Source organism: Thermus sp. NMX2.A1 (assembly GCF_000511705.1).
GTDB lineage: Bacteria > Deinococcota > Deinococci > Deinococcales > Thermaceae > Thermus > Thermus scotoductus.
Map to the genome: position 1 here is coordinate 14,180 of NZ_ATNI01000049.1, position 23,944 is coordinate 38,123.

General features: G+C 64.2%; 26 protein-coding genes. 12 read left to right on the top strand and 14 right to left on the bottom strand.

Features of this window, described 5'->3' with window-relative positions:
- Both TNMX_RS03820 and thiD read left to right on the top strand, forming a co-directional pair.
- Positions 1–1,302 (top strand): MFS transporter, encoded by a 1,302-nt coding sequence (locus TNMX_RS03820; RefSeq protein ID WP_019550915.1) that lies wholly within the window; start codon positions 1–3, stop codon positions 1,300–1,302.
- Entirely contained in the window at positions 1,299–2,075 is a 777-nt protein-coding gene (gene thiD, locus TNMX_RS03825) for a bifunctional hydroxymethylpyrimidine kinase/phosphomethylpyrimidine kinase (RefSeq protein ID WP_038029671.1), read from the top strand. Before TNMX_RS03820 ends, thiD begins: the two co-directional genes overlap by 4 nt.
- A 1-nt stretch (position 2,076) precedes the next feature.
- Here the strand turns inward: thiD and TNMX_RS03830 are convergent, their stop codons facing one another.
- The 13 genes from TNMX_RS03830 to TNMX_RS03890 all read right to left on the bottom strand — a co-directional run bounded on the left by TNMX_RS03830 (position 2,077) and on the right by TNMX_RS03890 (position 13,388).
- Positions 2,077–2,835 (bottom strand): SDR family oxidoreductase, encoded by a 759-nt coding sequence (locus tag TNMX_RS03830; protein ID WP_038029673.1) that lies wholly within the window; start codon positions 2,833–2,835, stop codon positions 2,077–2,079.
- 9 nt (positions 2,836–2,844) lie between these two features.
- Positions 2,845–4,464, bottom strand: coding sequence for a long-chain fatty acid--CoA ligase (locus tag TNMX_RS03835; protein WP_038029675.1), 1,620 nt, complete (start codon positions 4,462–4,464; stop codon positions 2,845–2,847).
- A 37-nt stretch (positions 4,465–4,501) separates the two neighbouring features.
- The gene (locus tag TNMX_RS13530) at positions 4,502–4,855 is read right to left on the bottom strand and encodes a PaaI family thioesterase (RefSeq protein ID WP_014630492.1); all 354 of its coding nucleotides are present in this window, start codon (positions 4,853–4,855) and stop codon (positions 4,502–4,504) included.
- A complete protein-coding gene (locus TNMX_RS03845) occupies positions 4,856–5,320 on the bottom strand; it encodes a MaoC/PaaZ C-terminal domain-containing protein (protein ID WP_014630493.1) in 465 nt (154 codons plus the stop codon).
- A 16-nt stretch (positions 5,321–5,336) separates the two neighbouring features.
- Positions 5,337–6,071: an SDR family NAD(P)-dependent oxidoreductase gene (locus TNMX_RS03850; RefSeq protein ID WP_014630494.1), complete on the bottom strand. Its 735-nt coding sequence runs from the start codon at positions 6,069–6,071 to the stop codon at positions 5,337–5,339.
- Positions 6,071–7,249 (bottom strand): serine hydrolase domain-containing protein, encoded by a 1,179-nt coding sequence (locus TNMX_RS03855; RefSeq protein WP_371180287.1) that lies wholly within the window; start codon positions 7,247–7,249, stop codon positions 6,071–6,073. Before TNMX_RS03855 ends, TNMX_RS03850 begins: the two co-directional genes overlap by 1 nt.
- A 98-nt stretch (positions 7,250–7,347) precedes the next feature.
- The gene (locus TNMX_RS03860; RefSeq protein ID WP_038029681.1) at positions 7,348–8,052 is read right to left on the bottom strand and encodes an ABC transporter ATP-binding protein; all 705 of its coding nucleotides are present in this window, start codon (positions 8,050–8,052) and stop codon (positions 7,348–7,350) included.
- A complete protein-coding gene (locus TNMX_RS03865; RefSeq protein ID WP_038029684.1) occupies positions 8,049–8,762 on the bottom strand; it encodes an ABC transporter ATP-binding protein in 714 nt (237 codons plus the stop codon). Before TNMX_RS03865 ends, TNMX_RS03860 begins: the two co-directional genes overlap by 4 nt.
- The gene (locus tag TNMX_RS03870) at positions 8,737–9,672 is read right to left on the bottom strand and encodes a branched-chain amino acid ABC transporter permease (protein WP_038029687.1); all 936 of its coding nucleotides are present in this window, start codon (positions 9,670–9,672) and stop codon (positions 8,737–8,739) included. The genes TNMX_RS03865 and TNMX_RS03870 overlap by 26 nt, the downstream gene beginning before the upstream one ends.
- On the bottom strand, positions 9,669–10,526 hold the full coding sequence (locus TNMX_RS03875) for a branched-chain amino acid ABC transporter permease (protein WP_014630499.1): 858 nt from the start codon (positions 10,524–10,526) through the stop codon (positions 9,669–9,671). Before TNMX_RS03875 ends, TNMX_RS03870 begins: the two co-directional genes overlap by 4 nt.
- Positions 10,523–11,677, bottom strand: coding sequence for an ABC transporter substrate-binding protein (locus TNMX_RS03880; RefSeq protein WP_014630500.1), 1,155 nt, complete (start codon positions 11,675–11,677; stop codon positions 10,523–10,525). The genes TNMX_RS03875 and TNMX_RS03880 overlap by 4 nt, the downstream gene beginning before the upstream one ends.
- Before the next feature lie 12 nt (positions 11,678–11,689).
- Positions 11,690–12,826, bottom strand: a complete 1,137-nt coding sequence (locus TNMX_RS03885) for an acyl-CoA dehydrogenase family protein (protein WP_038029694.1) — start codon at positions 12,824–12,826, stop codon at positions 11,690–11,692.
- Positions 12,813–13,388: a TetR/AcrR family transcriptional regulator gene (locus TNMX_RS03890; protein ID WP_015717088.1), complete on the bottom strand. Its 576-nt coding sequence runs from the start codon at positions 13,386–13,388 to the stop codon at positions 12,813–12,815. The genes TNMX_RS03885 and TNMX_RS03890 overlap by 14 nt, the downstream gene beginning before the upstream one ends.
- Positions 13,389–13,552: 164 nt before the next feature.
- Between TNMX_RS03890 and fbp the strand changes: the two genes are divergently transcribed.
- The 10 genes from fbp to TNMX_RS03940 all read left to right on the top strand — a co-directional run bounded on the left by fbp (position 13,553) and on the right by TNMX_RS03940 (position 23,359).
- Positions 13,553–14,644, top strand: a complete 1,092-nt coding sequence (gene fbp / locus TNMX_RS03895) for a fructose-1,6-bisphosphate aldolase/phosphatase (protein ID WP_038029696.1) — start codon at positions 13,553–13,555, stop codon at positions 14,642–14,644.
- 120 nt (positions 14,645–14,764) lie between these two features.
- The gene (locus TNMX_RS03900; RefSeq protein ID WP_038029728.1) at positions 14,765–16,402 is read left to right on the top strand and encodes a gamma-glutamyltransferase family protein; all 1,638 of its coding nucleotides are present in this window, start codon (positions 14,765–14,767) and stop codon (positions 16,400–16,402) included.
- A 155-nt stretch (positions 16,403–16,557) separates the two neighbouring features.
- A complete protein-coding gene (locus tag TNMX_RS03905) occupies positions 16,558–17,472 on the top strand; it encodes a tyrosine-type recombinase/integrase (protein WP_019550923.1) in 915 nt (304 codons plus the stop codon).
- Between the two features lie 117 nt (positions 17,473–17,589).
- The gene (locus TNMX_RS03910; RefSeq protein ID WP_038029699.1) at positions 17,590–18,198 is read left to right on the top strand and encodes a TetR/AcrR family transcriptional regulator; all 609 of its coding nucleotides are present in this window, start codon (positions 17,590–17,592) and stop codon (positions 18,196–18,198) included.
- Complete coding sequence (gene paaA, locus TNMX_RS03915) at positions 18,185–19,156, top strand: 1,2-phenylacetyl-CoA epoxidase subunit PaaA (protein ID WP_038029701.1); 972 nt, start codon at positions 18,185–18,187, stop codon at positions 19,154–19,156. The genes TNMX_RS03910 and paaA overlap by 14 nt, the downstream gene beginning before the upstream one ends.
- A gap of 9 nt (positions 19,157–19,165) precedes the next feature.
- Positions 19,166–19,687: a phenylacetic acid degradation protein gene (locus tag TNMX_RS03920; protein ID WP_038029704.1), complete on the top strand. Its 522-nt coding sequence runs from the start codon at positions 19,166–19,168 to the stop codon at positions 19,685–19,687.
- Positions 19,680–20,438 carry a 1,2-phenylacetyl-CoA epoxidase subunit PaaC gene (gene paaC / locus TNMX_RS03925; protein WP_038029706.1) on the top strand — a complete coding sequence of 253 codons (759 nt, stop codon included), beginning with the start codon at positions 19,680–19,682 and terminating at the stop codon, positions 20,436–20,438. The genes TNMX_RS03920 and paaC overlap by 8 nt, the downstream gene beginning before the upstream one ends.
- A complete protein-coding gene (gene paaD / locus TNMX_RS03930) occupies positions 20,432–20,887 on the top strand; it encodes a 1,2-phenylacetyl-CoA epoxidase subunit PaaD (protein ID WP_038029708.1) in 456 nt (151 codons plus the stop codon). The genes paaC and paaD overlap by 7 nt, the downstream gene beginning before the upstream one ends.
- 92 nt (positions 20,888–20,979) lie before the next feature.
- On the top strand, positions 20,980–22,989 hold the full coding sequence (paaZ, locus tag TNMX_RS03935) for a phenylacetic acid degradation bifunctional protein PaaZ (RefSeq protein WP_038029710.1): 2,010 nt from the start codon (positions 20,980–20,982) through the stop codon (positions 22,987–22,989).
- A gap of 43 nt (positions 22,990–23,032) precedes the next feature.
- The gene (locus TNMX_RS03940) at positions 23,033–23,359 is read left to right on the top strand and encodes a helix-turn-helix domain-containing protein (RefSeq protein ID WP_026329029.1); all 327 of its coding nucleotides are present in this window, start codon (positions 23,033–23,035) and stop codon (positions 23,357–23,359) included.
- Positions 23,360–23,416: 57 nt separating this feature from the next.
- Here the strand turns inward: TNMX_RS03940 and bfr are convergent, their stop codons facing one another.
- Positions 23,417–23,893, bottom strand: coding sequence for a bacterioferritin (gene bfr / locus TNMX_RS03945; RefSeq protein WP_038029720.1), 477 nt, complete (start codon positions 23,891–23,893; stop codon positions 23,417–23,419).
- Between the last annotated feature and the right edge of the window lie 51 nt (positions 23,894–23,944).

Sequence of the window (23,944 nt, forward strand, 5' to 3'; positions counted from 1 at the left end):
ATGGACCCCATCGCCCGCTTGGACCGCCTGCCCTTAGGGAGGCCCCACCTTAGGCTCCTTTTCCTCCTGGGGCTCGGCTGGGCCCTGGACGCCATGGACGTGGGCCTCATCGGCTTCACCCTGCCCGCCCTCACCCGGGAGTTCGGCCTAAGCCCCGTCCAGGCGGGGCTTTTGGGAAGCGTGGGCCTTTTGGGGATGCTCCTGGGGGCCGCTTTGGGGGGGAGGCTTGCCGACCGCCTGGGGCGGAAGGCCGTCATCGGCTATAGCCTCTTCCTGGCAGGGTTAGGAAGCCTCCTCACCGCCCTAGCCCCCTCCTTGGCATGGGTCTTCCTCTTCCGCTTCCTCACGGGGCTTGGCCTGGGGGCTGAGCTCCCCGTGGCCGCAAGCCTCATGGCCGAGTGGAGCCCCTTGCGCCTCAGGGGGCGGATGGTGGTCCTCCTCGAGGCCTTCTGGGCCGTGGGCTGGCTCCTTGCGGCCCTCCTCGGCTACCTCCTCGTGCCCGAGTACGGCTGGCGGTTGGCCTTCCTGGCCGGGGCCCTTCCCGCCCTCTACGCCGCCTACCTGAGGCTTTCCCTCCCCGAGTCCCCCCGCTGGCTCATGGCCCGGGGGCGGGTGGGGGAGGCGGAGGCCCTGGTCCGGGCCTGGGAGGGGGCCTTCGCGGGGCCCCTGCCTGAGCCCAAGGCCGCGGAGGTCCCTAGGCCCTTGCCCTACGGGGCCCTTTTCCGCCCCCCCTATGGCCGGCGCACCCTCTTCATCGCCCTGGCCTGGCTGACCCTGAACGCGGGGTATTACGGGGCCTTCATCTGGCTTCCTTCCCTCCTCGTGGCCCAGGGCTACACCCTGGTCCGCTCCCTGGAATATGTCCTCCTCATCACCCTGGCCCAGCTTCCGGGTTACCTCCTGGCGGCCTTCCTGGTGGAGCGGGTAGGGCGGAGGCCGGTCTTGGTGGGCTTCCTCGGCCTTTCCGCCCTTTTCGCCTACCTCCTTGGGCAGGCGGGAAGCCCGGGGGAGATCCTCCTCTTCGGGAGCCTCCTCTCCTTCTTCAACCTGGGAGCTTGGGGGGCCATCTACGCCTACACCCCGGAGCTTTTCCCCACCGCCCTAAGGGGGAGCGGGGCGGGCCTGGCCGCGGCCTTGGGCCGGGTGGGGGGGATTTTGGCCCCCTACCTCACGGGCCTCCTCCTTAGCCCCTTGGGGCCAGGGGGGGTTTTGGCCCTCCACGGGGGGCTCCTCCTCCTTGCGGGGCTTTTTGCCCTCCTCGTGGGGGTGGAGACCCGGGGTAGGGCCCTGGAGGGGGTATGAAGGTCGCTTTGACCATCGCTGGCTCGGACTCCGGGGGCGGGGCGGGGATCCAGGCCGACCTCAAGGCCTTTACCCGCTTCGGGGTCTACGGGGCAAGCGCCCTCACCCTGGTCACGGCCCAGAACACCCTGGGGGTCCAAAGGGTCCACCTTCTTCCCCCGGAGCTGGTCTACGCCCAGATCCAGAGCGTGGCCGAGGACCTCCCCATCCATGCGGCCAAGACCGGGGCCTTGGGGAACGCGGAGATCGTGGAGGCCGTGGCCCAGGGGGTGAGGCGCTATGGGATCGCCCCCCTGGTGGTGGACCCGGTGATGGTGGCCAAGGGGGGGGATCCCCTCCTCGCCCCGGAGGCCGTGGAGGCCCTAAAGGGGGAGCTTTTCCCCTTGGCCTTCCTCATCACCCCGAACCGCCTCGAGGCGGAAGCCCTCCTTTCCCGGCCTATCCGGACCCTGGCGGAAGCCCAGGAGGCGGCCCGGGAACTTTTGGCCCTCGGCCCCCAGGCGGTCCTGCTTAAAGGCGGCCATTTCGAGGGGAAGGAGGCGGTGGACCTTCTAGCTACTCGGGAAAGTATCCAGGTTTTCCGTGCCCCCCGCATTCCCACTCGTAACACCCACGGCACGGGCTGCACCCTTTCCGCAGCCATCACTGCCCTCCTGGCTTTGGGAAAGCCCCTGGAGGAAGCCGTGGCCGAGGCCAAGGCCTACCTCACCCGGGCCTTGGAAACCGCTCCTTCCTTGGGTCAGGGCCATGGCCCCGTGAACCACTTCGCCTAGTTCAGAGGGCGGTAGCCCCGCCGTCCACGGGAAGAATTGCCCCGGTGATGTAGTCGGAGGCCGGGCTTGCCAGGAAAAGCACCGCTCCTCCCAGCTCCCCGGGTTTCCCGGGACGCCCCAGGGGCAGGGTGGCCTTCAGGAAGGCCTCGGCCTTGGGCAGGACCTTCTCCGTCATGCGGGTGGGGAAAAACCCAGGGGCTAAGGCGTTCACCCGAATACCGAACCGGCCCCATTTCACCGCCAAATCCCGGGTAAGGGCGATAAGCCCACCCTTGGAAGCGGAATAGCCCACGGCGTCCAGGACCTCAGGGTACTCTCCTTTTAGCCCTGCCACGGAGGCGATGTGGATGATCTTGCCGTAGCCCCTTTCCCGCATGCGCTGGGCGGCGGCGCGACTTGCCAGGAAGGCCCCCACCAGGTTGACCTCGAGGACCTCCCGCACCTTTTCCACCGGCATCTCCCAGGAGGGGGCCCCCCAGGAGATCCCTGCGGCGTTCACCAGGATGGTGAGGGGCCCAAGCTCCCGCTCCACCTGGTCCACCACCTCGAGAAGCCGCTCCTCGTCCCGCACATCCCCTTCCAGGTAAAGGGCTTCTCCAAGGTGCTTTTTGGCCTCCTCAAAGAAGCTGGCCCTCCGGGCCAGAACCGCCACCTTGGCCCCGGCCTCCTTGAGGGCTAGGGCCGCCTCGAGGCCAAGCCCCCGGGATCCCCCCGTCACCAGGGCTACTTTGCCGTTCAGGCGGAATTGCTCCAGGAACATAGTCCCCCCTTATCCCTCTGAGGAATCGTGGAACAGGTCCTTATACTGTTCCCTGAGGGCACGCTTTAGGAACTTCCCCGCGCTGGTGCGGGGGATCTCTTCCACGAAGACGAAGGCATCGGGAAGTTGCCACTTGGCAAAACCAGCCTTTAAGAGATGTTCCCGAAGCTCCTCCTCGCTGGGTTTCTCTGCCCTGGGCACCACCACGGCTAAGGGCCTTTCCTGCCACCTGGGGTGGGGAATGGCCACCACCGCCGCCTCCTTCACCTTGGGATGTCCCATGAGGATGTTTTCCAGATCCACGCTGGAAATCCACTCCCCGCCCGACTTGATGAGGTCCTTGAGCCGGTCTTTGATCTCCAAGTAGCCCTCCTCATCCCACACGGCGATGTCTCCGGTTCGGAACCATCCGTCGGGGGTTAGGGCGTTACGGCTAGCCTCCTCGTTCCGGTAGTACCCCCCGGTGATCCACGGCCCCTTGAGCTGGACTTCCCCCATGGTTCTGCCATCCTTGGGCACCGGGCGGCCTTCCTCGTCAGCCACCCGAAGGCGCACAAGAGGGGTGGGGAGGCCGGTCTTAGCCTTGAGGCGGATCCTTTCCTCCCAGGGGAGACTTTCCAGGTGGCTTTTCATGAAGTTCTGCACCACCACCGGAGAAGTTTCCGTGAGGCCATAGCCCTGCCGCACCTCTATGCCCATGCGCTCAAAGCGCTCCACTAGGCTTCTCGGGGCGGCGCTTCCCCCCACCACCAGGCGCCGCAGGGTCTTGAGGCGGTGTCCCGTGTTCTCCAGGTAATCGGCCAAGGCCAGCCACACCGTGGGCACTCCGGCGGTAAAAGTCACTCCTTCTCCGTCAAAGAGTTCCACCAAGGAGGCGGGATCTAGCTTGGGTCCTGGCAGGACCTGTTTGGCTCCCACCAAGGTGGCGGCATAGGGTAGGCACCAGGCGTTCACGTGGAACATGGGTACCACTGGGAGGACCGAGTCCTTTTCCGAGAGAGCCGTGCCATCCTCGAGGCTCGCCGCCAAGGTGTGAAGGACCAGGGCCCGGTGGCTGTAGACCACTCCCTTGGGAAGACCGGTGGTCCCCGTGGTGTAGGCCATGCCGCAGGCGGCCTTTTCCGGCACCCGCACCGGGTCCGCCTCCTCCCCCAGGACCTCCTCGTAGCTCAGGTAGCCCTCGGGGGCCTTTTCGTCCATGACCACAAGGTGCTCCACCGTCTTAAGCTCGGGGCGGAGGGCCTCCACCAGGGGCATAAGCTGGGGATCAAAGAGGAGGACCTTGTCCTCGGCGTGGTTCAGAATGTAGGCGATCTCCCTGGGGGAAAGGCGGGGGTTGGCCGTGTGGAGCACGGCCCCCATGCCGGGCACGGCGAAGTAGGCCTCGAGGTGGCGGAAGTGGTTAAAGCCCAAGGTGGCCACCCGGTCCCCCACGCCCACCCCTAGGGCCTTGAGGCCGCCCATGAGGCGCCTGGCCCGGCGGTAGACCTCGGCGTAGGTGGTGCGGTGGATCTCCCCGGTGTGGAGGCGGGAAACCACCTCCTTCTTGCCGAATAGCTCCGCCGCCCGCTCCAGAAAATCCCAAAGGTTCAGGTCCTCGTCCATCATGGTAGAGGGTAGAAAATCCATACCCTTCACCTCCCAGATGAACCCAGTATAAAACCCATCACCCCACCCGGTAGAAGATCCCCTTGGCCCAGGCCACCCGCTCCTCGCCCAAAAAGGCCTCCCCTTGGGCGTGGACGAGCTTTCGTCCCCCGTGGACCACCGTTCCCCGGGCTTTTAGGGTGCCGGAGCGCACCGGCCTCAGGTAATGGACGGAAAGCTCCACCGTCACCACCCGGCCAAAGGCGCTCTCCACGGCGCTCCCCATGGCGCTATCCAAAAGCGCAGCCAGGATGCCCCCATGGACGATGCCCTGGCCCTGGAGGAACTCCTCCCGCACCTCCAGAGCAAGCTCGGCCACGCCCTCGGCCTTTCTTAGAATCTGAGCCTGAAACCAGCGGGCGAAAGGACTCAATTAGGCCTCCTGCCTGGAATCTATGACCCTCCTCCGCACCATGGTCACGAACTCCCCCTCCTGCACCACCTCCCCCCTTTGGTTCAGGACCCGCACCCTTTGCACCAGAATCCCCCGGTCGGGCTTGGAGGTCTCCCGCTTCTCCACGATCTCCGTCTCCCCCCGGATGGTGTCCCCGATGAAGACGGGCTTTAAAAAGCGGTAGTTCCGGATCTCCATCCAGGCGATGAGGGTACCGTCCGTAACCCCTGTGCGCTGCCTCAGCCCCGTGAGCATGGCGAGCACGAGAAGGCCATGGGCGATGCGCTGGCCGAAGGGGGTTTCCTTGGCGTGTTCGGCGTCGGTGTGGATGGGGTTGTAGTCCCCCGAGACCCCGGCGAAGTTGACGATGTCCGCCTCGGTCACCGTGCGCCCGGCGGTGGAGAACCTCTGGCCTACCTCAAAGTCCTCAAAGTACATAGGCATCCCTAATCCCTCCCTTCTAAATCGCGCTCAAGACCGAACGCCCTCCGTCCACGTAAAGGGCATGGCCGGTGATGAAACCCGCCTCCTCCGAAAGGAGAAAGAGGGCGGCTTGGGCCACCTCTTCGGGCCTTCCCGCCCGCCCGAGGGGGCAGGCCTCCACCTCCCGCCTTTTGGCCCATTCGGGCAAACCCGCGGTCATCCGGGTGGCGATGTACCCAGGCACGAGGAGGTTCACCCGGACCCCTTTGGGCGCAAGCTCCAGGGCCAGGGTCCGGGTTAGACCGATAAGCGCAGCCTTACTCGCGGCGTAGTGGGCGAGGCCTAGGGCGCCGAGGGCGGCCACGGAGCCGGTTAGAACGATGCTCCCCCCCTCCATCACGGCCCCTGCTTTCTGGACCAGGAGAAAGCTGCTCTCCAGGTTCACCTTGAGAACCCGTTCCCATGCCTCCAGGCTGAGGCGCCAGTGAAGGGCCGAGTCCGCTACCCCGGCGAAGTGGGCAAGGCCGTGGAGGGCCCCGAACTCTTCCAAGGTCTCCTCCAGGACCCGATCTAGGGCCCTGGGATCGCTCACATCCCCAGGGAAGGCCAGGGCCTCGGCCTCGAGGGAAGCCACCGCCTCGCAGAGGGCATCCCCATCCCAATCCATGGCGGCAATTCGCGCCCCCTCTGCGGCGAACAGGTCCAGGGCCGCCCGGCCGATCCCGTGGGCCGCCCCCGTGATGAGCACCACTTTGCCCTCAAGCCGCCCCATCAGCGCACCAAGCTGGCATAGACCATCTGGCGGAAAAGCTGGGAGTAGTAGGCCCGTCCACCCGGGCTCTGGCTCAAGAAGATGCCGATGAGCCGCTCTTTGGGGTCCACGAAGAAGTAGGTCCCGAAAAGGCCCGCCCAGCTATAGTCTCCGCTGCTGCCCATAAGGGGGCTACCCCCATCGGCGAGACGAACGGCCACGCCGAGCCCAAACCCGTACCCGGGCCCCGGCAAATAGGCCGCTCCTCGCTGCAAGGAGGGCAGGTAAAGGGGGCCTAAGTGGTCCTGGGTCATGAGGGCCACGACCTTCGGGCTTAGAATCCGTCTTCCCTCCAGGGCCCCTCCCTCTAGGAGAGCCTGGAGGAAGCGGAAGTAGTCCCGGGCGGTGGAAACCAAGCCGGCTCCCCCCGAAAACCGTTTGGGCGGGCGCCGTACCTCCAGGGGCGTGGGCGTGGGGGCACCGGTGAAGGGGTCCTGCGGAAAGGGCTCGGCAATACGGCCCCACTTGGCCTCGGGTACGCTAAATCCTGTATCCGCCATTCCCAGAGGCCTAAAGATCCGTTTTTCCAGCAACTGTTCCAGGCTCTGCCCGGTGATCTGCTCCAGGAGGTGGCCCAAGAGGTCAGTGGAGTTTCCGTATTCAAAGACCGTACCCGGCTGGAACTGGAGGGGTAGGTTGGCCAGCTTGTTCAAAAACTCCTCCCGGGTTTGGTCCACCGCGTCCAACCCCACCCGGCGATACTCCCGCTTTACCAAGGAATCGAAGAAGATCCCGTAGGTGATCCCGGAGGTGTGGCGGAGCAGGTCGTAGACAAGGATGGGCCGCTGGGCCGGCACCAACTCTAAAGTGGACTCCCCGTTAGGGCCGGTGCGCTCCACCCCCACCCGAAGCTCCCGGAACTGGGGCAGGTAAAGGGATACAGGGTCGGTGAGGAAGATCCGCCCTTCCTCCATCAGGTTCAAGGCCAGGGCCGAAACCAGGGGCTTAGTCATGGAATAGATGCGGAAGATCGCCTCCTTGGACATGGGGGTGCGGCGTACAGGGTCCAGATAGCCTACGGCCTCCTCAAACACCACCCGCCCGTTCCGGGCCACCAAGACCACCGCCCCAGGAAGCCGACCTTGGGCCACTTCGGCCTCGAGGCGGGCCTTCAAAAGCCCTAAGCGCCCGAGGTCCATTCCCTCCTGAACCTGGGCCAGGGCCAAGCCCAAGAAAAGGAGCAGGTGGACCAACCAAAAGCCCTTCCCCTTCATTCCTTTCCACCTCCTCCAAAGGGCTACACCATTCCCAAGTAGCTGGCTTTGACCCGGGCGTCCTGGAGCAGGGCCTTGGCCTGGCCTTGGAGCACCACCCGGCCTTCTTCTAGAACATAGGCCCGATCAGCTAACTCCAAGGCCAAAGCCACGTTCTGCTCTACCAGCAAAATGGGAACCTGTACCTTGATTCTCGCCAAAGTTTCAAGGATCTGAATCCCCAGCCGGGGAGCCAGACCTAGGGTCGGCTCATCCACCAGGAGAAGCCTGGGTGCGGCCATTAAGGCCCGGCCTATGGCCAGCATCTGCTGCTCACCTCCAGAAAGGGTCCCGGCGAGCTGGGAACGCCGATCCTTTAAGACAGGAAAAAGGGTGTAAACCTCTTCTAACCGCACTTTAAGTCCCTTACGCGCCTCTTTGCGGTAGGCCCCAAGGCGCAGATTCTCCTCCACAGTCATCTCCGGGAAAAGGCCACGTCCTTCGGGAGCCCAGGTCACCCCTAATCGCGCCACGCGGTAGGTAGGGAGGTGGGTTATGGACTGCCCTTGGAAAAGGACCTCTCCGCGCCGCCAGGTGAGCCCCAAGAGAGCCTTAAGAAGGGTGGTCTTGCCCGCCCCATTAGGCCCAAGAAGGGCCACCATCTCCCCCGGTTCCACGCAGAGGTCTACTCCGTAGAGCACCTGCAAGGATCCATAACCCGCCTCGAGGCGGCGCACCTCCAGCATCAAACCACCCCCCCGGTGTACACCTCTATCACCTTGGGATCCCGGGCTACAACCTCAGGAGGCCCCTCGGCAATGAGGCTCCCAAAGGAGAGGACATAGACCCATTGGGCCAAACGAAAGACCGTCTTGAGGTCATGCTCCACCAAGAGAAGGCCTAAGCCCCAATCCCGGGTCAGGGCCTCAATTCTCTCGGCCAAAGCGGCCTTTTCCACAGGGTTAAGGCCGGCAAACACCTCATCCAGGAGGAGGTACCTGGGCTCGGCAGCTAGGGCCCGGGCCACCTCGAGACGCTTAAGCTGGGCCACGTTCAGTCCCTCCACCCGAGCCTCAGCCCACTTCTCAAGTCCCACTCCCTCTAAGGCCCGCCAAGCGCTAGCCTCGGGATCCTGGGACCGGCCGGAGAACCGGGCAAAGACCAAAACGTTTTCAAATACGGTAAGGCCGGGGAAAGGGCGGGGAACTTGGAAGGTCCGTACCACCCCAAGCCGTGCCCGGGCTTCGGGGGGTAGCTGGGTGATCCGCCTACCCTCTAGGAAAACCTCTCCCCGGAAAGGCTTAAGGTGCCCGCTCAATACACCGAACATCGTGGTCTTCCCTGCACCGTTCGGACCTATAAGGCCCACCTTTTGTCCGACCCCCACCGCTAAGTGGACCTCGTGCAGGGCCAAAAGCCCTCCAAAGCGTACGCTAACCCCTTGGGCGGACAACGGCATACCGGCCCTCCAGGAAGCCGAAAACTCCGCGGCGCAAAAAGAGAACTACCAGGACTACCAAAGCACCCGTGGCAATGTGGTACCCCCTCTCCAGAACCTGCTTGACCCCAAGCTCAGCCCCCAGGTAAAGCCCTAAGGTACCCAAGAGGGGTCCCACAACCGTTCCTCTTCCCCCTAGAAAAGAAGCGACCAGAGGATAAACGGACCACTCAAGGCTAAAGGCATAGGGCGGTTCTAGAAAGCGAATGTAAAGGGCTTGAAAAGCCCCAGCTAGACCGGAGAAAAAGGCACTCAGAAAGAGGGCCTGAGCCTTGAGCCGAAAAACCGGGACTCCCCCAGCTCGCGCCGCCTCCTCCTCCCCTAGGGCCGCAAGGCCCAAACCCAGGGGACCGTAGCGTACCCGGAAGGCCACCCCCACACCTACCAGGAGGAGGCCCAGGATCACGTAAAGGTTGGCAAGCTTGGCGCCAAAATCCACCCCCGGCAGGTATAGGCCCGGAATGCTGAAAAGCCCAGCCGCCCCTCCGGTCAGGCCCTCTAAGAGAATGGCCAAGGTGCGCAGTACCTCGGCGTAGGCCAGCATCGCCAGGGCAAAGTAAGCCCCGTGAAGCCTAAGGATGGGTAAGGCCACCACGCTTCCCAGGAAGGCTACCCCCCCCCCGAGGAACAAGGCCAGCCAAGGATCTAGTCCAGCCTTGGACAGAATCCCTGCTCCGTAGGCACCTAAGCCAAAAAAGGCCGCGTGCCCAAAAGAGACTTGACCCGCGAATCCTCCTAAGATATTCCAACCCAGGGCCAGAAGAGCTAAGGTCAAAGAAGAGACCAGGAGATGACGCAGGTACTCGTCTAAAAAAGGAGGTAGGATAAGAAGCAAAGCAAAGAGAAGCCAAAGAAGCCCTCGCTCCTTCATCGCCGCCTCCCAAAAAGCCCCTGGGGCCGGAAGAGGAGCATTAGAACGAAGGTCAAAAAGGCCACGAGTTCACCCCAGGCTGGGTTGACCAAAGCGCTCAGGCCTTCCACGGCCCCAAGAAGGAGGCCCGCTAGGGCTACGCCCAAAGGGGAGGTCAGGCCGGCAAGGACCACCACCACGAAGGCTTTCACCGTAAAAAGAGGGGCTGCCATCGGCGCTATGGGTTGAACCACCACCAAAAGGGCTCCTGCAAGCCCCGCTAGGGCCGAACCCAAGGCAAAGGCCAAAGCTTCTGCAGCCAAGGGCGAAATCCCTAGGGCTATGGCGGCCTCCCGGTTCTGCGTAAGGGCCCGAACCGCCAAGCCGGGCCAGCTCTGCTTCAGAAACCAAGCCACCCCACCCACCGCAAGTAGGGCCATCCCCAGGGTTATGATCTCCCCGAGGGCCAAGCGGATTGGTCCCAAGTGGACTGGCCTTACCCAGGCTGGGTAGGTGAGGTTGCGCAGGTCAGTCCCAAAAGCTTCTAAAAGCCCATAGAGGATGACGAGCGCAACCCCATAGGTAAGGACCATGCTGCTGATGGGAGGCTCCCGCCGTACGGGAAGAAGAAGGCCGTAGAGCCCAAGACCCAAAAGCCCCCCAAGCCCACCTCCGAGAAGGATCGCTCCCCAAAGGGGAAGCCCGGCCCCAGCCAGGAGATAGGTCAAAAGGGCCCCTGCTACCAACACCTCCCCATGGGCCAGGTTGACCACGTGCATGGCCCCAAAGATCAGGGCCAAACCCACCCCGATGAGGGCATAAATCCCTCCCTGCGCAAGGCCGGAAGCTAGAGCGTTGAGGAAAAGCTCCATCATCGAGTCCAAGGCACCTGAGGATAAACCCACCTGCCGTACGCCCGTTCTTTGGGCCAAACCGGAACCCCCCTGCCTTGCTGAACTTGGGAAACCACAGTCCGATAGAGCACGTTATCGCCCTTCTCGTCAAAGCGATAGGCCGAGACAAGATTTTCTCCCTGGCTTGCGGCCAAGGCATCCCGCAATGCCTGGGGCGTGGGGCTACCGGACTCTACCGCCTTCTTCAAGGCGTTAAGGAGGATCTGGGTCTGGACATACCCTAGAGCGGCCAGGTAGCCCGGGGTCTGGCCGAATCTGCCACGGTAATCGCGGACAAAGCGAGCTTCCTCCGCACGCAAGGCAACGGGAGCCGAACCGTTGGTCCAAGGCTCGGTTCCGTAGACCCCCTCCATAAGCGGCCCAAGGTCCTGGATGAGGGAGGGCGTGATCAGGCTATAAAGGCCTACAAAGGCATTGACCTTGGGCCTGACCACTTGAGCTCCACGCAAGGCGGTGGCGTAGTTGTTTTCGTAACCAATGAAAATAAGCACCTCAGCGCCGGAGCGACCGATCTGTTCCAAAAGGGGTTTGAGGTCCGTGCTTCGGCCGGGGTAGCTCGAGTCAAAAACCAATTGCAGCCCTAGGGCCTGGAGCTTGGCCCGAACGGCCCGGGCTACGTCAGTACCTCCAGCCCCGTCATCGTGCGCAAGGGCGACCCGCTTAGCCCTAAAGCCCTGGGCGATAAGATCCGCCACCACCGCGTAGCCCTCCACATTGGTAAAGCGGAAGAAATAACGGAAGCCACGCTGGGTCAGATCCCGTGCCAAACCCCCACTCGTGATGTAGGGAACACGGGCCCGCTCGGCCACCTCCGAGGCAGGGCCAATGATGTTAGAACCGTAACCTCCTGTAACGCCCAAAACCCGTTCCCGTCCCACGAGCCTTTCCACCGCGGCCACGGCCTTAGCTGGGGAACTTTCGTCGTCCAAGAGAACCAGCTCTACCTTAAAGGGGGCTGTGGCGTTGAAGTGCTCCACAGCAAGCCGCACCCCATTGGCCATCTCGGTGCCAATCCTAGAAAGACTGCCTGTGAGGGGTAGGTGGGAGCCGATCTTGTACTGAGCCAAGGCCAAGCCAAAAACCAAAGGAAGCAAGAACCCGATCCTCCTCATCCCTGTACCTCCCTATCCGAAAGCCCGCACTCCCGTGAGGTGGGCCCCAATGATGAGCTTCTGCACCTCGCTCGTTCCCTCATAGAGGGTGAGGATGCGGGCGTCCCGGTAAAGCCTAGCTACTTCGTACTCTTCGAAGAAGCCGTAGCCCCCGTGGACCTGGATAGCCCGGTAGGCCACGCGGTTGGCAGCTTCGGAAGCAAAGAGCTTGGCCATGCTGGCCTCGAGGGTATACCGCTCCCCCTTAAGCTTCTTGGCTACTGCCTGGTAGGTGAGGAGGCGGCTGGCCTCGAGGTCCAGCTTCATCTGGGCCAGATGCGCCTGGACCAGCTGGAAGCTGGCGATGGGCCTTCCGAACTGGTGCCTTTCCTTGGCGTAGCGTAGGGATAGGTCCAAGGCCCGCTGCATCAGCCCCACCGCTCCCGCTGCCAGGGAAACCCGGCCGGTATCCAGGGTGGAAAGGGCGATTTTGAAGCCTTGTCCTTCCTCTCCCAAAACCCTGTCCTTGGGTATGCGCACCCCCTCCAGAAAGACCATGCCCGTGTCTGCAGCCCTAAGCCCCAGTTTCCCCTTTAACGGCGTGGTGCGTACCCCATCCTCCCGTTCCACCAGGAAGGCGGTTATGCCCCTGCTGCCCTTGTCTGGATCGGTTTTGGCGAAGATGAGGAACACCTGGGCCACGTTGGCGTGGGAGATGAAGGTCTTTTGTCCTTCCAGCACATAGTGATCGCCGTCCCGGTAAGCCCGGGTGCGGAGGCTTCCTGCATCCGAGCCCGCCTCGGGCTCCGTGAGGCCGTAGGCTCCTAGGATCTCCCCCTTTGCGAGCCGGGGGACGTACCGCCTCTTTTGCTCCTCCGTTCCGTAGGCGAGAAGGGGAGTGAGGACCAAGCTTTGCTGCACGGAAAGGATGGAGCGCAAGGAAGCGTATCCCCCAAGCTCCTCCAGAAGGGCGATGTAGGCCCAAAAGTCCAGGCCAGCCCCTCCCAGCTCCTCGGGCACGAACACCCCCAGGAAGCCCAGCTCCCCCATCCGCCTCACCAGGGGCCAGGGAAAGGCCTCCTGGGCCTCGTACTCCGCCAGAGCAGGACCGGCTTCTTCCAGAAAGCGCCTGGCCAGCTGCCGGATCTCCTTGTGTTCAGGAAGCTCCATGTTCTAACCCCTTTATGATGAGATCAAAGTAGAACCTGGCCACCTCCTCCGCCCGCAAGGGCCCGCCCGGGCGGAACCAGCGGATCATCCAGTTGAGGAGGGAGAGGATGGCCCGGGCTGTGAGGCCCACATCCAGAGGGCGGAATACCCCCAGTGCCATGCCCCGCTCCAGGATGCTTCGGAGCATGCCCTCGTACCGGTCGCGCAGGGCGATGGTAACAGCTCGCTTCTCGGGAGAGAGGCTTTGCAACCCTTGAAGCATGGCCACGAAAAAGGGCCGATTCTCTTCAAAGAAGCGGGCATGGCCTTCCATGAAGCGCAGAAGGGCTACCTTGGGGTCGGGTTCGGATAGGGCTCTTTCTCCTTGGCGACGAAGGCCCTCCAGGGCCTGAAGGCTGATCTCGTAGAGAACCTCCTCCTTGCTCCGGAAGTGGTGGTAGAGTGCCGCCTTGGAGAGGCCCAGTGCCTCGGCCAGATCTTGGACGCTGGTCGCCTCGTAGCCTCTTTCCGTGAAAAGCCGGGCGGCTTCTTCCAGGATGCGGTCGCGTGTGGCGGTTCCCATATCTCACCGACCGGTCGGTAAGTACACTCTACCCCTGGAGAAGGGGATAGTCAAGTGGCTTGGTGCCCTCTTCCACGTTTCCAAGCGCCTTGGCGTTATCTGGCCGATAGGGTGTTGCCAAACCCGCCATAAGTGTGGAAGTATGGAACACGAAGGAGGAGCTTATGAAAATCACCCTTAGCGTCCTCAAGGCCGACATCGGTTCTGTCGGAGGCCACACCTTACCCAGCCGCAGGGTGCTGGCCAAGGTGGAGGAGGTGGTACGGGAGGAGGTGGGCCGCCTGCTCTTGGACGCCCACGTGTTCCACATCGGGGACGACATCGTCCTCCTCCTGTCGCATACCCACGGCATTCGAAACGCATCCGTCCACGAGCTGGCCTGGAAAGCCTTCCGGGAAGGTACCCAGGTGGCCAAGGAGGAGGGTCTTTACGGGGCCGGGCAGGATCTTTTGAAGGATGCCTTTTCCGGTAACCTCCATGGCCTGGGGCCCCAGGTGGCGGAGATGGAGTTTGCCGAACGTCCCGCCGAGCCCTTCATGGTGCTGGCGGCGGACAAGACCGAGCCCGGGGCTTTCAACCTGCCCCTTTACCTGGTCTTCGCCGATCCCATGTACTCCTCAGGCCTCTTGCTTTCCCCCGATTTGCGCCCTGGCTTCCGCTTCCGCATCATGGACCTGGCCCAGACGGAAAGGGATAGCTACATCGTCCTTGATGCCCCGGAGAGGCTTTACGACATTGCCGCCTTGCTTAGGGACTCCCACCGCTTTGGGATAGAGTCCATCTGGTCCAGGAAGTACGGTGAGATCGCCGCCGTGGTGAGCACCACCCGCCTGCGAAACATCGCCGGGCGTTACGTGGGCAAGGACGATCCCGTGGCCATTATCCGCACCCAGAAGATCTTTCCCGCCACGGAGGAGTTTGGCCCGCCCTTTGCCCTGGCTCCTTTCGTGGCGGGGGACACCCGGGGCAGCCACCACCTGCCCTTGATGCCGGTGAGGGCCAATACCCCTGCGTCCACCTTCTTCTGCATGCCCATGGTGTGCGGGCTGGCTTTCTCCCTCAAGGACGGGCGTTTTTCCGAGCCCGTGGACCTCTTTGCCGACCCGGTTTGGGACACGGTGCGGGCCAAGGTGGTGGAGAAGGCCCAGGAGATGCGCCGCCAGGGCTTTTACGGCCCGGCCATGCTGCCCATGGAGGAGCTGGAGTACACGGGGATTGCCGAGCGCCTAAAGGAGCTGGAGCGGGAGTTTTCGTAGGGCCTCGCTGGTTGGCAGTGCGGACAATGCCCCGTGTACTTCCCCGAAGGGGAAGACCAGGCGGAGCCTCGAGGGGGGTCCTTCGCCTGGAAAAGGGGTAGACTCTTCCGGGAGAAGCCTATGGACCTCACTTACTACCCCTATCCCTCCCGTCGGCACGTGGTCATGGGCCGGCGGGGAGCGGTGGCCACCAGCCAGCCCCTGGCTGCCCTGGCGGGGATGGAGATGCTCCTAAAGGGAGGAAACGCCGTGGATGCCGCCATCGCCATGGCGGCCACCCTCACGGTGGTGGAACCCACCAGCAACGGCATCGGGGGAGACCTTTTTGCCATGGTGTGGGATGGGAGGCTCCACGGGCTGAACGCTTCCGGAAAGAGCCCCTTAAGCCTGACCCCCGAGCGGATTCCCGAGGGGGGAATGCCGGAAAGGGGCTGGTTCCCGGTGACGGTGCCCGGAGCGGTTTCGGGGTGGCGGGCTTTGCACGAACGCTTTGGAAGGCTTCCTTTTCCCGAGGTCCTTGCCCCGGCCATCCGCTACGCGGAGGAGGGCTTCCCGGTGGGACCGGAAACGGCGCGGGCCTGGCGGCGGGCGGAAGGGATCTACCTACCTCTTCGGGGGCTCGAGTTCCGGGCCTTTCAGGAAGTTTTCTTTCCCCAGGGCCGGGCGCCGAGGGCGGGAGAGGTTTGGCGTAGCCCTGGGCATGCCAAAACCCTAAGGGAGATCGGGGAAAGCTACGGGGAAAGCCTTTACCGGGGAAAGCTGGCGGAGGCCATTGCCGGCTTCAGCGAGGCTACCGGGGGCCTCCTTAGCCTCGAGGACCTGAAGGCCCACGAGCCGGAGTGGGTGGAGGCTCTTTCCGTGAACTACCGGGGGCTTACCGTGCACGAACTCCCCCCCAACAGCCAGGGGATCGCCGCCCTCCTGGCTTTGGCCATCCTCGAGGGGTTTGACCTTAAGCCGGAAGACCCCTTCAGCTACCACGTACAGATCGAGGCCATGCGCCTGGCCCTGGCGGACGCCTTCCGCTACGTGGCCGACTCCCGCTACCTGGAGAAGCCCCCCCAGGCCCTGCTCTCCCCCGAATACGTGGCCTCCCGCCGAAGCCTCATCGGGGAACGAGCCCTGCCCCAGGCCCTGCCCGAGGTGAGACCCGGGGGAACCGTCTACCTGGCGGCGGCGGACGGGGAACTCATGGTCTCCCTCATCCAGTCCAACTACCAGGGCTTTGGGGCGGGTGTCCTCATCCCGCAAACGGGCATCGCCCTGCAGAACCGGGGCCTGGGTTTTTCCCTGGAGGAGGGCCACCCGAACCGGCTTGGGCCCGGGAAAAAGCCCTACCACACCATCATCCCGGGGTTCCTGACCCAGGAGGGGAAGCCCGTGGGTCCTTTCGGGGTCATGGGGGGGTTCATGCAGCCGCAGGGGCATGTGCAGGTGGTGGTGGCCTTGGCGGATTTTGGCCTGAACCCCCAGGCGGCTCTGGACCGGCCACGGTGGCAGGTGGTGCCGGGTAGGGGAGGAGATGCGTCCCGTGGGGAAAAACCTGGGGACCGAGGGATCCTGGAACCGGGTATTCCCCAGGCCACGGCCCTGGTCCTCAAGGACCTGGGGCACAGGGTGGCCTACGAGGTGGAGCCGGGCCTTTTTGGTCGAGGCCAGGTGATCCTAAGGCGTGGCCAGGCCCAAGGGGGTCATGCTGAGGAGGTACTGGTGGCAGCTTCGGATCCCCGGGCGGAGGGTTTAGGCTTGGCGTGGTGAAAAGACCTGGCATCGGCCGGCAGGGTTATCTTGGGGCTATCTGGTGTGAGGCTCTGGCCCGCGTGCCGGGCTGATTTCCCCAAGGCATCGGTGGCTAGGGCAAGGACCAAGTTGTTCGCGAAAGGTACATTTCGCGCATATGTTATACTACCCCCGTGGAACCCAGCCTTATCTGGAAATCCATCGGCATTAAAAAGCCCGAGAAGGCCCTTCAACCCCTGGCACCCTATGCCGAATACCTCCTTTTGGAGCGGGGATACTCCCCCAGGGGGGTGCGCCGCTACCTCCAGGACCTGACCCTCTGGTTTCGCTTCCTCCAGGAAGAGGGTTTCACCCCGGGCCCCGAGGCGGTCCGGGCGCTCCTCCTCAAGGAGCGTTGGGCCCCAAGGAGGGTGCAGGGGTTCCTAGCGGCCCTCCGCAGCTACTACCGCTACCTGTCCCAGGTCAAGGGAGAGGCCGTGTCCGACCCCACGGAGGGCATAGGCCGCCCCAAGGCCGGGCGCAGGCTTCCCCTGCACCCCGCTCCGGAGGAGCTCAGGCGCTTCCTCGAGGCCCTGGAAGCCGAAAGGGAGGCCAGGCTCCTCAGCCGCCTGGCCCGGTTCCTCTACGGCACGGGGCTTCGCATCTCCGAGGCCCTTTCCCTGAAGGGTCGGAACGTGATCCTCGAGGGCTCGGTTCCCGTGGCCATCCGGGTGGTGGGCAAGGGAAACAAGGAAAGGCTGGTGCCCCTTTCCAGGACCGCCCGGGAGGTTCTTTTAGAGTTGGGGCCACCCCAGGGTAATGTGAGTATTTTCACGTTCACTCAGGGAAGGCACCGGGGCAGGGTTCCTTCCGCCCGGTACGTGGAGGCCAGGTTCCGGGAGGCGGCCCTGAGGGCGGGCCTGGACCCCAGGCGCTTCACCCCGCACAAGCTCCGCCACGCCTACGCCACCCTGCTGGTGGAAAACGGCGTGGAGCTGGATGCCGTAAAGGACCTTCTGGGCCACGAGTCCATCGCCACCACCCAAATCTACCTGCACGCCTCGAGGGAACGGCTCAGGGAGGCGGCCTCGAGGTTGCCCGAGCTTTAAGGCGGGTACATCGGAAGCCGGCTAGGCCCCCCTTGACCTACCGGGACCCGCAAAAGGTGATGCGGGACACTTGTCCCTTCGCCTCAGGTGTGCTACCCTAACAAACGACCGTTAGCCATGGAGCGGCGCGAGCAAATCCTCACCATAGCAGGCCACCTCTTCAGCCAGCGGGGCTACCACGCCACCAGCATGCGGGAGCTGGCCAAGCACCTAAACCTCCAGGGGGGAAGCCTGTACGCCCACATCACCTCCAAGGAGGAGCTCCTCCTGGAGGTGGTGCGCCAGGCCGCCGAGCGCTTCCTTAAAGTTCTGGAGGGACTTAAGGGCGACCCCGTGGCCAAGCTGAAGGGCCTAGTACGGGGCCACCTCGAGGTCATCGCTCAGGAGCTGCCCCGGGCCACGGTTTTCTTCCACGAGTGGAAACACCTCTCCCCTCCCCTCTTGGAGGAAGCCAAGGCCCTAAGGCACCGCTACGAGGAGGGGGTGCAACGGGTAATCCAGGAGGGTGTGGAACAGGGGGTCTTTCACGTGCCCAGCGTGCGCCTTGCCACCCTCTTCGTGCTTTCCGCCCTCAACTGGACCTACCAGTGGTACCGCAAGGACGGTCCCCTTCCCTTGGAGGTTCTGGCCGAGACCTACGCCGGGATGCTCCTTAGGGCCTTAGGCGTGGCTGCTTCGCCCATAGGCGAACACCCGGAGGAAGGAGGCAAGGATGGTCAAGCTTAGGATCGGTTACCCCGAGGACCCGGACTACCAGGAAAGGCTTGCGGAGTTTGAGGCGAGGATCGCCCGGGGGGAGAAGATTGAGCCCGGGGACTGGATGCCCGCGGAGTACCGGGCCCAGCTCATCCGCATGATCTCCCAGCACGCCCATAGCGAGTGGGTGGGGATGCTTCCCGAGGGTGCCTGGATCCCCCGGGCTCCTTCCATCCGGCGGAAGCTCATCCTGCTGGCCAAGGTTCAGGACGAGGCCGGGCACGGGCAGTACCTCTACCACGCCGCCGAAACCCTGGGGATCACCCGGGAAGAAATGGTGGAGGTCCTTCTTTCCGGCAAGGCCAAGTACTCCAACATCTTCAACTACCCCACCCTCACCTGGGCGGATGTGGGCATCATCGGCTGGCTGGTGGACGGGATGGCCATCAAGAACCAGACCATGCTGGCCCAGTGCTCCTACGGGCCCTACTCCCGGGCCATGGTGCGCATCTGCGCCGAAGAAACCTTCCACCACAAGCAGGGGAAGGAGGCCGTCCTCCTCTACGCCAGGGGCTCCAAGAAGCAGCGCCAGATGGTGCAGGATGCCCTGAACCGCTGGTGGTGGCCCACCCTGATGATGGCCGGGCCCCACGACACCGACTCCCCCCATACCCCCCTCCTTCTGCGGTGGGGCATCAAGACCAAGACCAACGACCAGGTGCGCCAGGAGTTCCTGAACGAACACGTCCCCGAACTCTTGGACGCTGGGCTCACCATCCCCGACCCCGACCTCCGCTACGACGAGAAGACGGGCAACTGGATCCACGGGCCGATCCCCTGGGATGACTTCTGGAAGGTGATCAACGGGGAAGGCCCCATGAACCGGCACCGGCTCATGGCCAGGAGGAGGGCCCACGAGGAGGGACGCTGGGTGCGGGAGGCCATGGAGGCCTACGCCCGGAAGCAATTTGCCCAGGCGGCGGACTAAGGAGGCGCCATGTGGGGAACCGATTGGCCCCGGTTTGAGGTGATCAAGCAGGACACCAGGAACAGCCCTCCGCAGATGGTGGGCTCTGTGCACGCCGCTGACCCGGAGCACGCCCTCTTGGTGGCCCGGCACGTGTTCGTGCGGCGCCCCGCCGCCTACGCCCTCTTCGTGGCCCCGGCCGAGGCCTTCTTCCACGTTTCCCAGGAAGGCCTAAAGGATCTGAAGCCCACCAGGAGGGAGGGAGGAAGCGAAGAACCTTACTGGGTCTTCGCCAAGCGGAGCCACCGCCGGAGCATGGTCTACGGGGACCTGGTGGGCCGCTTCCTGGCGCAAGGCCCGGAGGATGCCATAGCCCAAGCCCTCCTACAGGCCCAGGGGGTGGCCTTCTGGGCGGTTCCCGAGCGCCTGGTGGTGGGGACCGAGCCCACCGAGGAAGTGGTGGAAAGCTGGTTTGCCCCGGCCAAGGAGAAGACCTACCGCCTGCAAAGCTACTACGGGCTCATCACCGCCAAGGGGGTGGAGAATGCTTGAGGCCTACCTGAAGGACGCCCTGGTGGCCCGGCTCACCGCCTGGGCCGACGACGAGGTGGTTCTGGCCCAGCGGCTTTCCGAGTGGGTGGGGCATGCCCCCATCCTCGAGGAGGATATCGCCATCGCCAACCTGGCCCAGGATGAGCTGGGCCACGCCAAGGTCTGGCTGGAGCTCCAGCAGGAGCTGAACGGCTCCGACCCCGACCGCCTGGTCTACTTCCGCGATCCCCTGGAGTTCCAAAACGCCATTCTGGTGGAGCTCCCCAAGGGGGACTGGGCCTTCACCATGGTGCGGCAGTACCTCTTTGACGCCTACGAGAACCTCTGGCTCAAGGAGGCAACCCGGAGCGCCTACGCCCCCCTGGCCGAGGCGGCAAGCCGCATCCTGAAGGAGGAAAGATTCCACCTGAAGCACTCTTCTCTCTGGGTGGAGCGCCTGGGCCAGGGCACGGAGGAATCCCACCGCCGGGCGCAGGAGGCCCTGGAAACCCTCTTCCCCTACGTGCGCCAGCTCTTCCAGCCTCTCCCGGGGGATGAGGCCCTGGTGGAGGCAGGGGTGGTACCGGATCTCAAGGCCCTCGAGGCCCCCTACCTGGAGGAGGTGACCGCCCACCTGGTGCGCTCGGGCCTAAGGCCGCCTGAGGGAGGGTACGTGCCCAAAAGCCGCCAGGAACACACGGAGTACCTCTGGTCCCTTCTCGCGGAGATGCAGTCCGTGGCCCGCTGGGACCCGGAGGCCAAGGCATGGTAGAGCGGTACTGGGAAGCCCTAAAAGGGGTTAAGGACCCGGAGATCCCCGTCCTCAACATCGTGGAGATGGGGATGGTCTTGGGGGTGGAGGCGGAAGGGGAAAAGGTCAGGGTCCGCTTCCGCCCTACCTTTTCCGGCTGCCCTGCCCTACGGCTCATCCGCGAGGAGATCGAAAAGGCCCTGCGGGAGGCAGGAGCCAAGGAGGTGGAGGTGGTGGAGGCCAGGACCCCCTGGAGCACCGAGGACATGGCCGAGGAAGCCCGAAGGAAGCTCCTGGGTTACGGCGTGGCCCCACCCCTTCCCCTCCCCCTGGCGGGGAAGGATCCCCCCTGCCCCCGGTGCGGAAGCCAGGAGGTGGTCCTCAAGAACACCTTCGGGGCCACCCTGTGCAAGATGCTCTACCAGTGCGCTGCCTGCGGGGAAGTTTTTGAGGCCTTTAAGACCGTCTGAAGGGGAAACATAAGGCCCGGGACTAGGAGGCGTACGGGGCCTTTTTCCTGGAAGACCTAGAGCGAACACAGTCCAGATTCAAGGAGGAAACCTTGAAGGTAAAAAGCTACCTCATGGGCCAATGGTTGACGGGTGCAGGAGAAGGGGTGCCGGTGCAGGATGCCGCCACCCTCGAGGTGCTGGGCCACGTGACCTCGGAGGGCCTGCCCCTCAAGGAGGCGGTGGCCTGGGGAAGGGAGGTAGGGGGGAAGGCCCTCCTTGCCATGGGCTTCCAGGAGCGGGGCCGAAGGCTTCGGGCCCTGGCACAGTACCTTTCCGAGCGGAAGGAGGAACTCTACCGGCTCTACGCCACCACCGGGGGCACCCGTCGGGATGCCTGGTACGACGTGGACGGGGGCATTGGGGTACTCTTCACCTACAGCTCCCTGGTCCGGACGCTTCCCGAGGGAAACCTCCTTCCCGAGGAGGAAAGCCTTCCCTTAAGCAAGGACTTTTCCTTCCAGGGAAGGCACCTTCTGGGTCCCAAGGGCGGGATCACGGTTCAGATCAACGCCTTCAACTTCCCGGTCTGGGGCCTTTTGGAGAAGTTCGCCCCTGCCTTCCTGGCGGGGGTGCCCACCCTGGCCAAGCCGGCCACCCCCACCGCCCACGTGGCCGAGGGGTTGGTGCGCCTCATGGTGGAGTCCGGGCTTCTGCCGGAGGGAAGCCTCCAGTTCGTGGCGGGAAGCCTGGGGGATGCCCTGGAGGCCCTGGACCACCGGGATAGCGTCTACTTCACGGGTTCCAAGGCCACCGCAGACCGCTTAAAGCGCCACCCTGCCTTTTTGGAGCGGGGCGTCCTCTTCAATGCAGAAACCGACTCCCTAAACGCCGCCATCCTGGGGGAAAAGGCAGGGGAGGAGGAGGTGGAGAGGCTGGCCCGGGAGATTGCCCAGGAGCTTTCCATCAAAACCGGGCAGCGGTGCACGGCCATCCGCCGGGTCCTGGTACCCCAAGGCCGCCTCGAGGCCCTCCTCGAGGCCACCCGTAAGCATCTGGAGGGCCTTAAGCTGGGCGACCCTAGGGAGGAGGGCGTGGACCTGGGGCCCCTGGCCTCCTTAGGGCAAAAGGAGGAGGTGGAAAGGGCCGTGGAAGCCCTCCTGGCCGCCGGGGCCAGGGTGTACTGGCAGCACCCAGGCAGGCGGGATGGCGCCTTCTTTCCCCCTACCCTGCTCCTGGCGGAGGATCCCTGGGCGGAAACCCTCCACCAGGTGGAACCCTTCGGCCCGGTGGCTACCTTCTTTCCCTACCGGGACCGGGAGGAAGCCCTGCGCCTGGCCCGGTTGGGAGGAGGGATGCTGGCGGCCACCCTGGCCACCCCCGATCCCGAGGAGTCCCGCTTCTACCTCCTCGGGCTTTCCGGGGAGGTGGGCCGGCTCCACGTCCTAAACCGATTCAACGCCCATAGCTCCACGGGGCACGGCTCCCCCTTGCCCCGCCTCCTCCACGGGGGACCCGGACGGGCAGGGGGCGGGGAGGAGCTGGGAGGGCTTCTTTCCGTCAAGCGGCACCTGGCCCGCCTGGCCCTCCAGGCCGACCCCCACACCCTGCAGGCCCTCACCGGGGAGTACGCCAGGGGAGCGGAAAAACCTGCCAGCACCCACCCCTTCCGCAAGCACTACGAGGAACTGGAGGTCGGGGAAACCCTCTGGACCCATCGCCGCACGGTCACGGAGGCGGACATCGCCCTCTTCGCCCACCTTTCCTGGGACCACTTCTACGCCCACACCGACGAGATCGCCGCCCAAAAGAGCCTTTTCGGGAAGCGGGTGGCCCACGGATACTTCGTCCTCTCCGCCGCCGCCGGGCTCTTCGTGGATCCGGCACCGGGTCCGGTCCTGGCCAACTACGGCCTCGAGGGCCTGCGCTTCACCGAACCCGTGGGCATCGGGGATACCTTGCAAGCCCGGCTCACGGTGAAGGCCAAGCGGCCCAGGGACGAGAAATCCGGGGTGGTGGAGTGGGCGGTGGAGGTGGTGAACCAGGAGGGCCAAACCGTGGCCGCCTATACCATCCTTACCCTGGTGGCCCGAAAGCCCACGGATGCTTTGCCCTCCGGGTAAACACATTTTGGAGCTTGCTCTTAACCTGTGCTACCATGGGGGTATGGCCGAGCGCGAACCGGCCTTCTGCCCTGTCTATGCCGCCTTGAACCTCCTCCAGGAGAAGTGGACCCTGCACATCATCAGGGCTCTCCTGGAAGGCCCCAAGGGGTTCAACGAGCTGTCCCGGGCCATCGGGGGGGTAAACCCCGCTACCCTTTCCCAACGCCTGGAGCACCTGGTGGATCTCGGCGTGGTGGAAAAGAAGGTGGAATCCTTCATGCCCCCCCGCACCCGGTACGGCCTCACCGAGGCCGGGCGGGAGCTGGAGGCGGTCATCGCCGCCATAGACCGCTGGGCCCGCAGGAACCTCAAGGTCCCCGTGGGCTGAGGTTTCGGGGCCGAGGGCGATCTGGCGTGCCCGTGAGCCCGAACCCCTTTACGGAGCCTATTCCGCTTCCCCGGCCAGGTACTGGAGGTAGTTGGGCAACCCCATCTGGTTCAGGAGTTCCCGCTGGGCCTCCAGCCAGTCCACGTGGCCTTCCTCGTCCTTGAGGATCTCCGCCACCATGTCCCGGGTGCCGTTATCCCCCAGGCTTTGGGCCAGGTTCATGGTTTCGTTGTAGCCCTTCACCGCCTGGATTTCCCCTTCGTAGTCCCGGAAAAGGATTTCCTCCACCGTTTTGCCGATCCGGATCTCCCCGATCCGGCTCACCTCCGGAAAACCCTCCAGGAAAAGGATGCGCTCGATGTGCCTCTCCGCATGGCGCATCTCGGTGATGGCGTGGGCCTTGAGGTGGCGGGCCAGGGCTTTAAAGCCCCAGTTCTCCGCCATCTCCGCATGGACCATGTATTGCAAGATGGCGGCCAGTTCCTCGGAAAGCCTTTCCTGAAGGCTTTGAATCACATCGGGATGACCTTTCATAAAAGACCTCCAAGGGCATTATACTCCAGCTGGCTCCATCCAGCAAGGCTT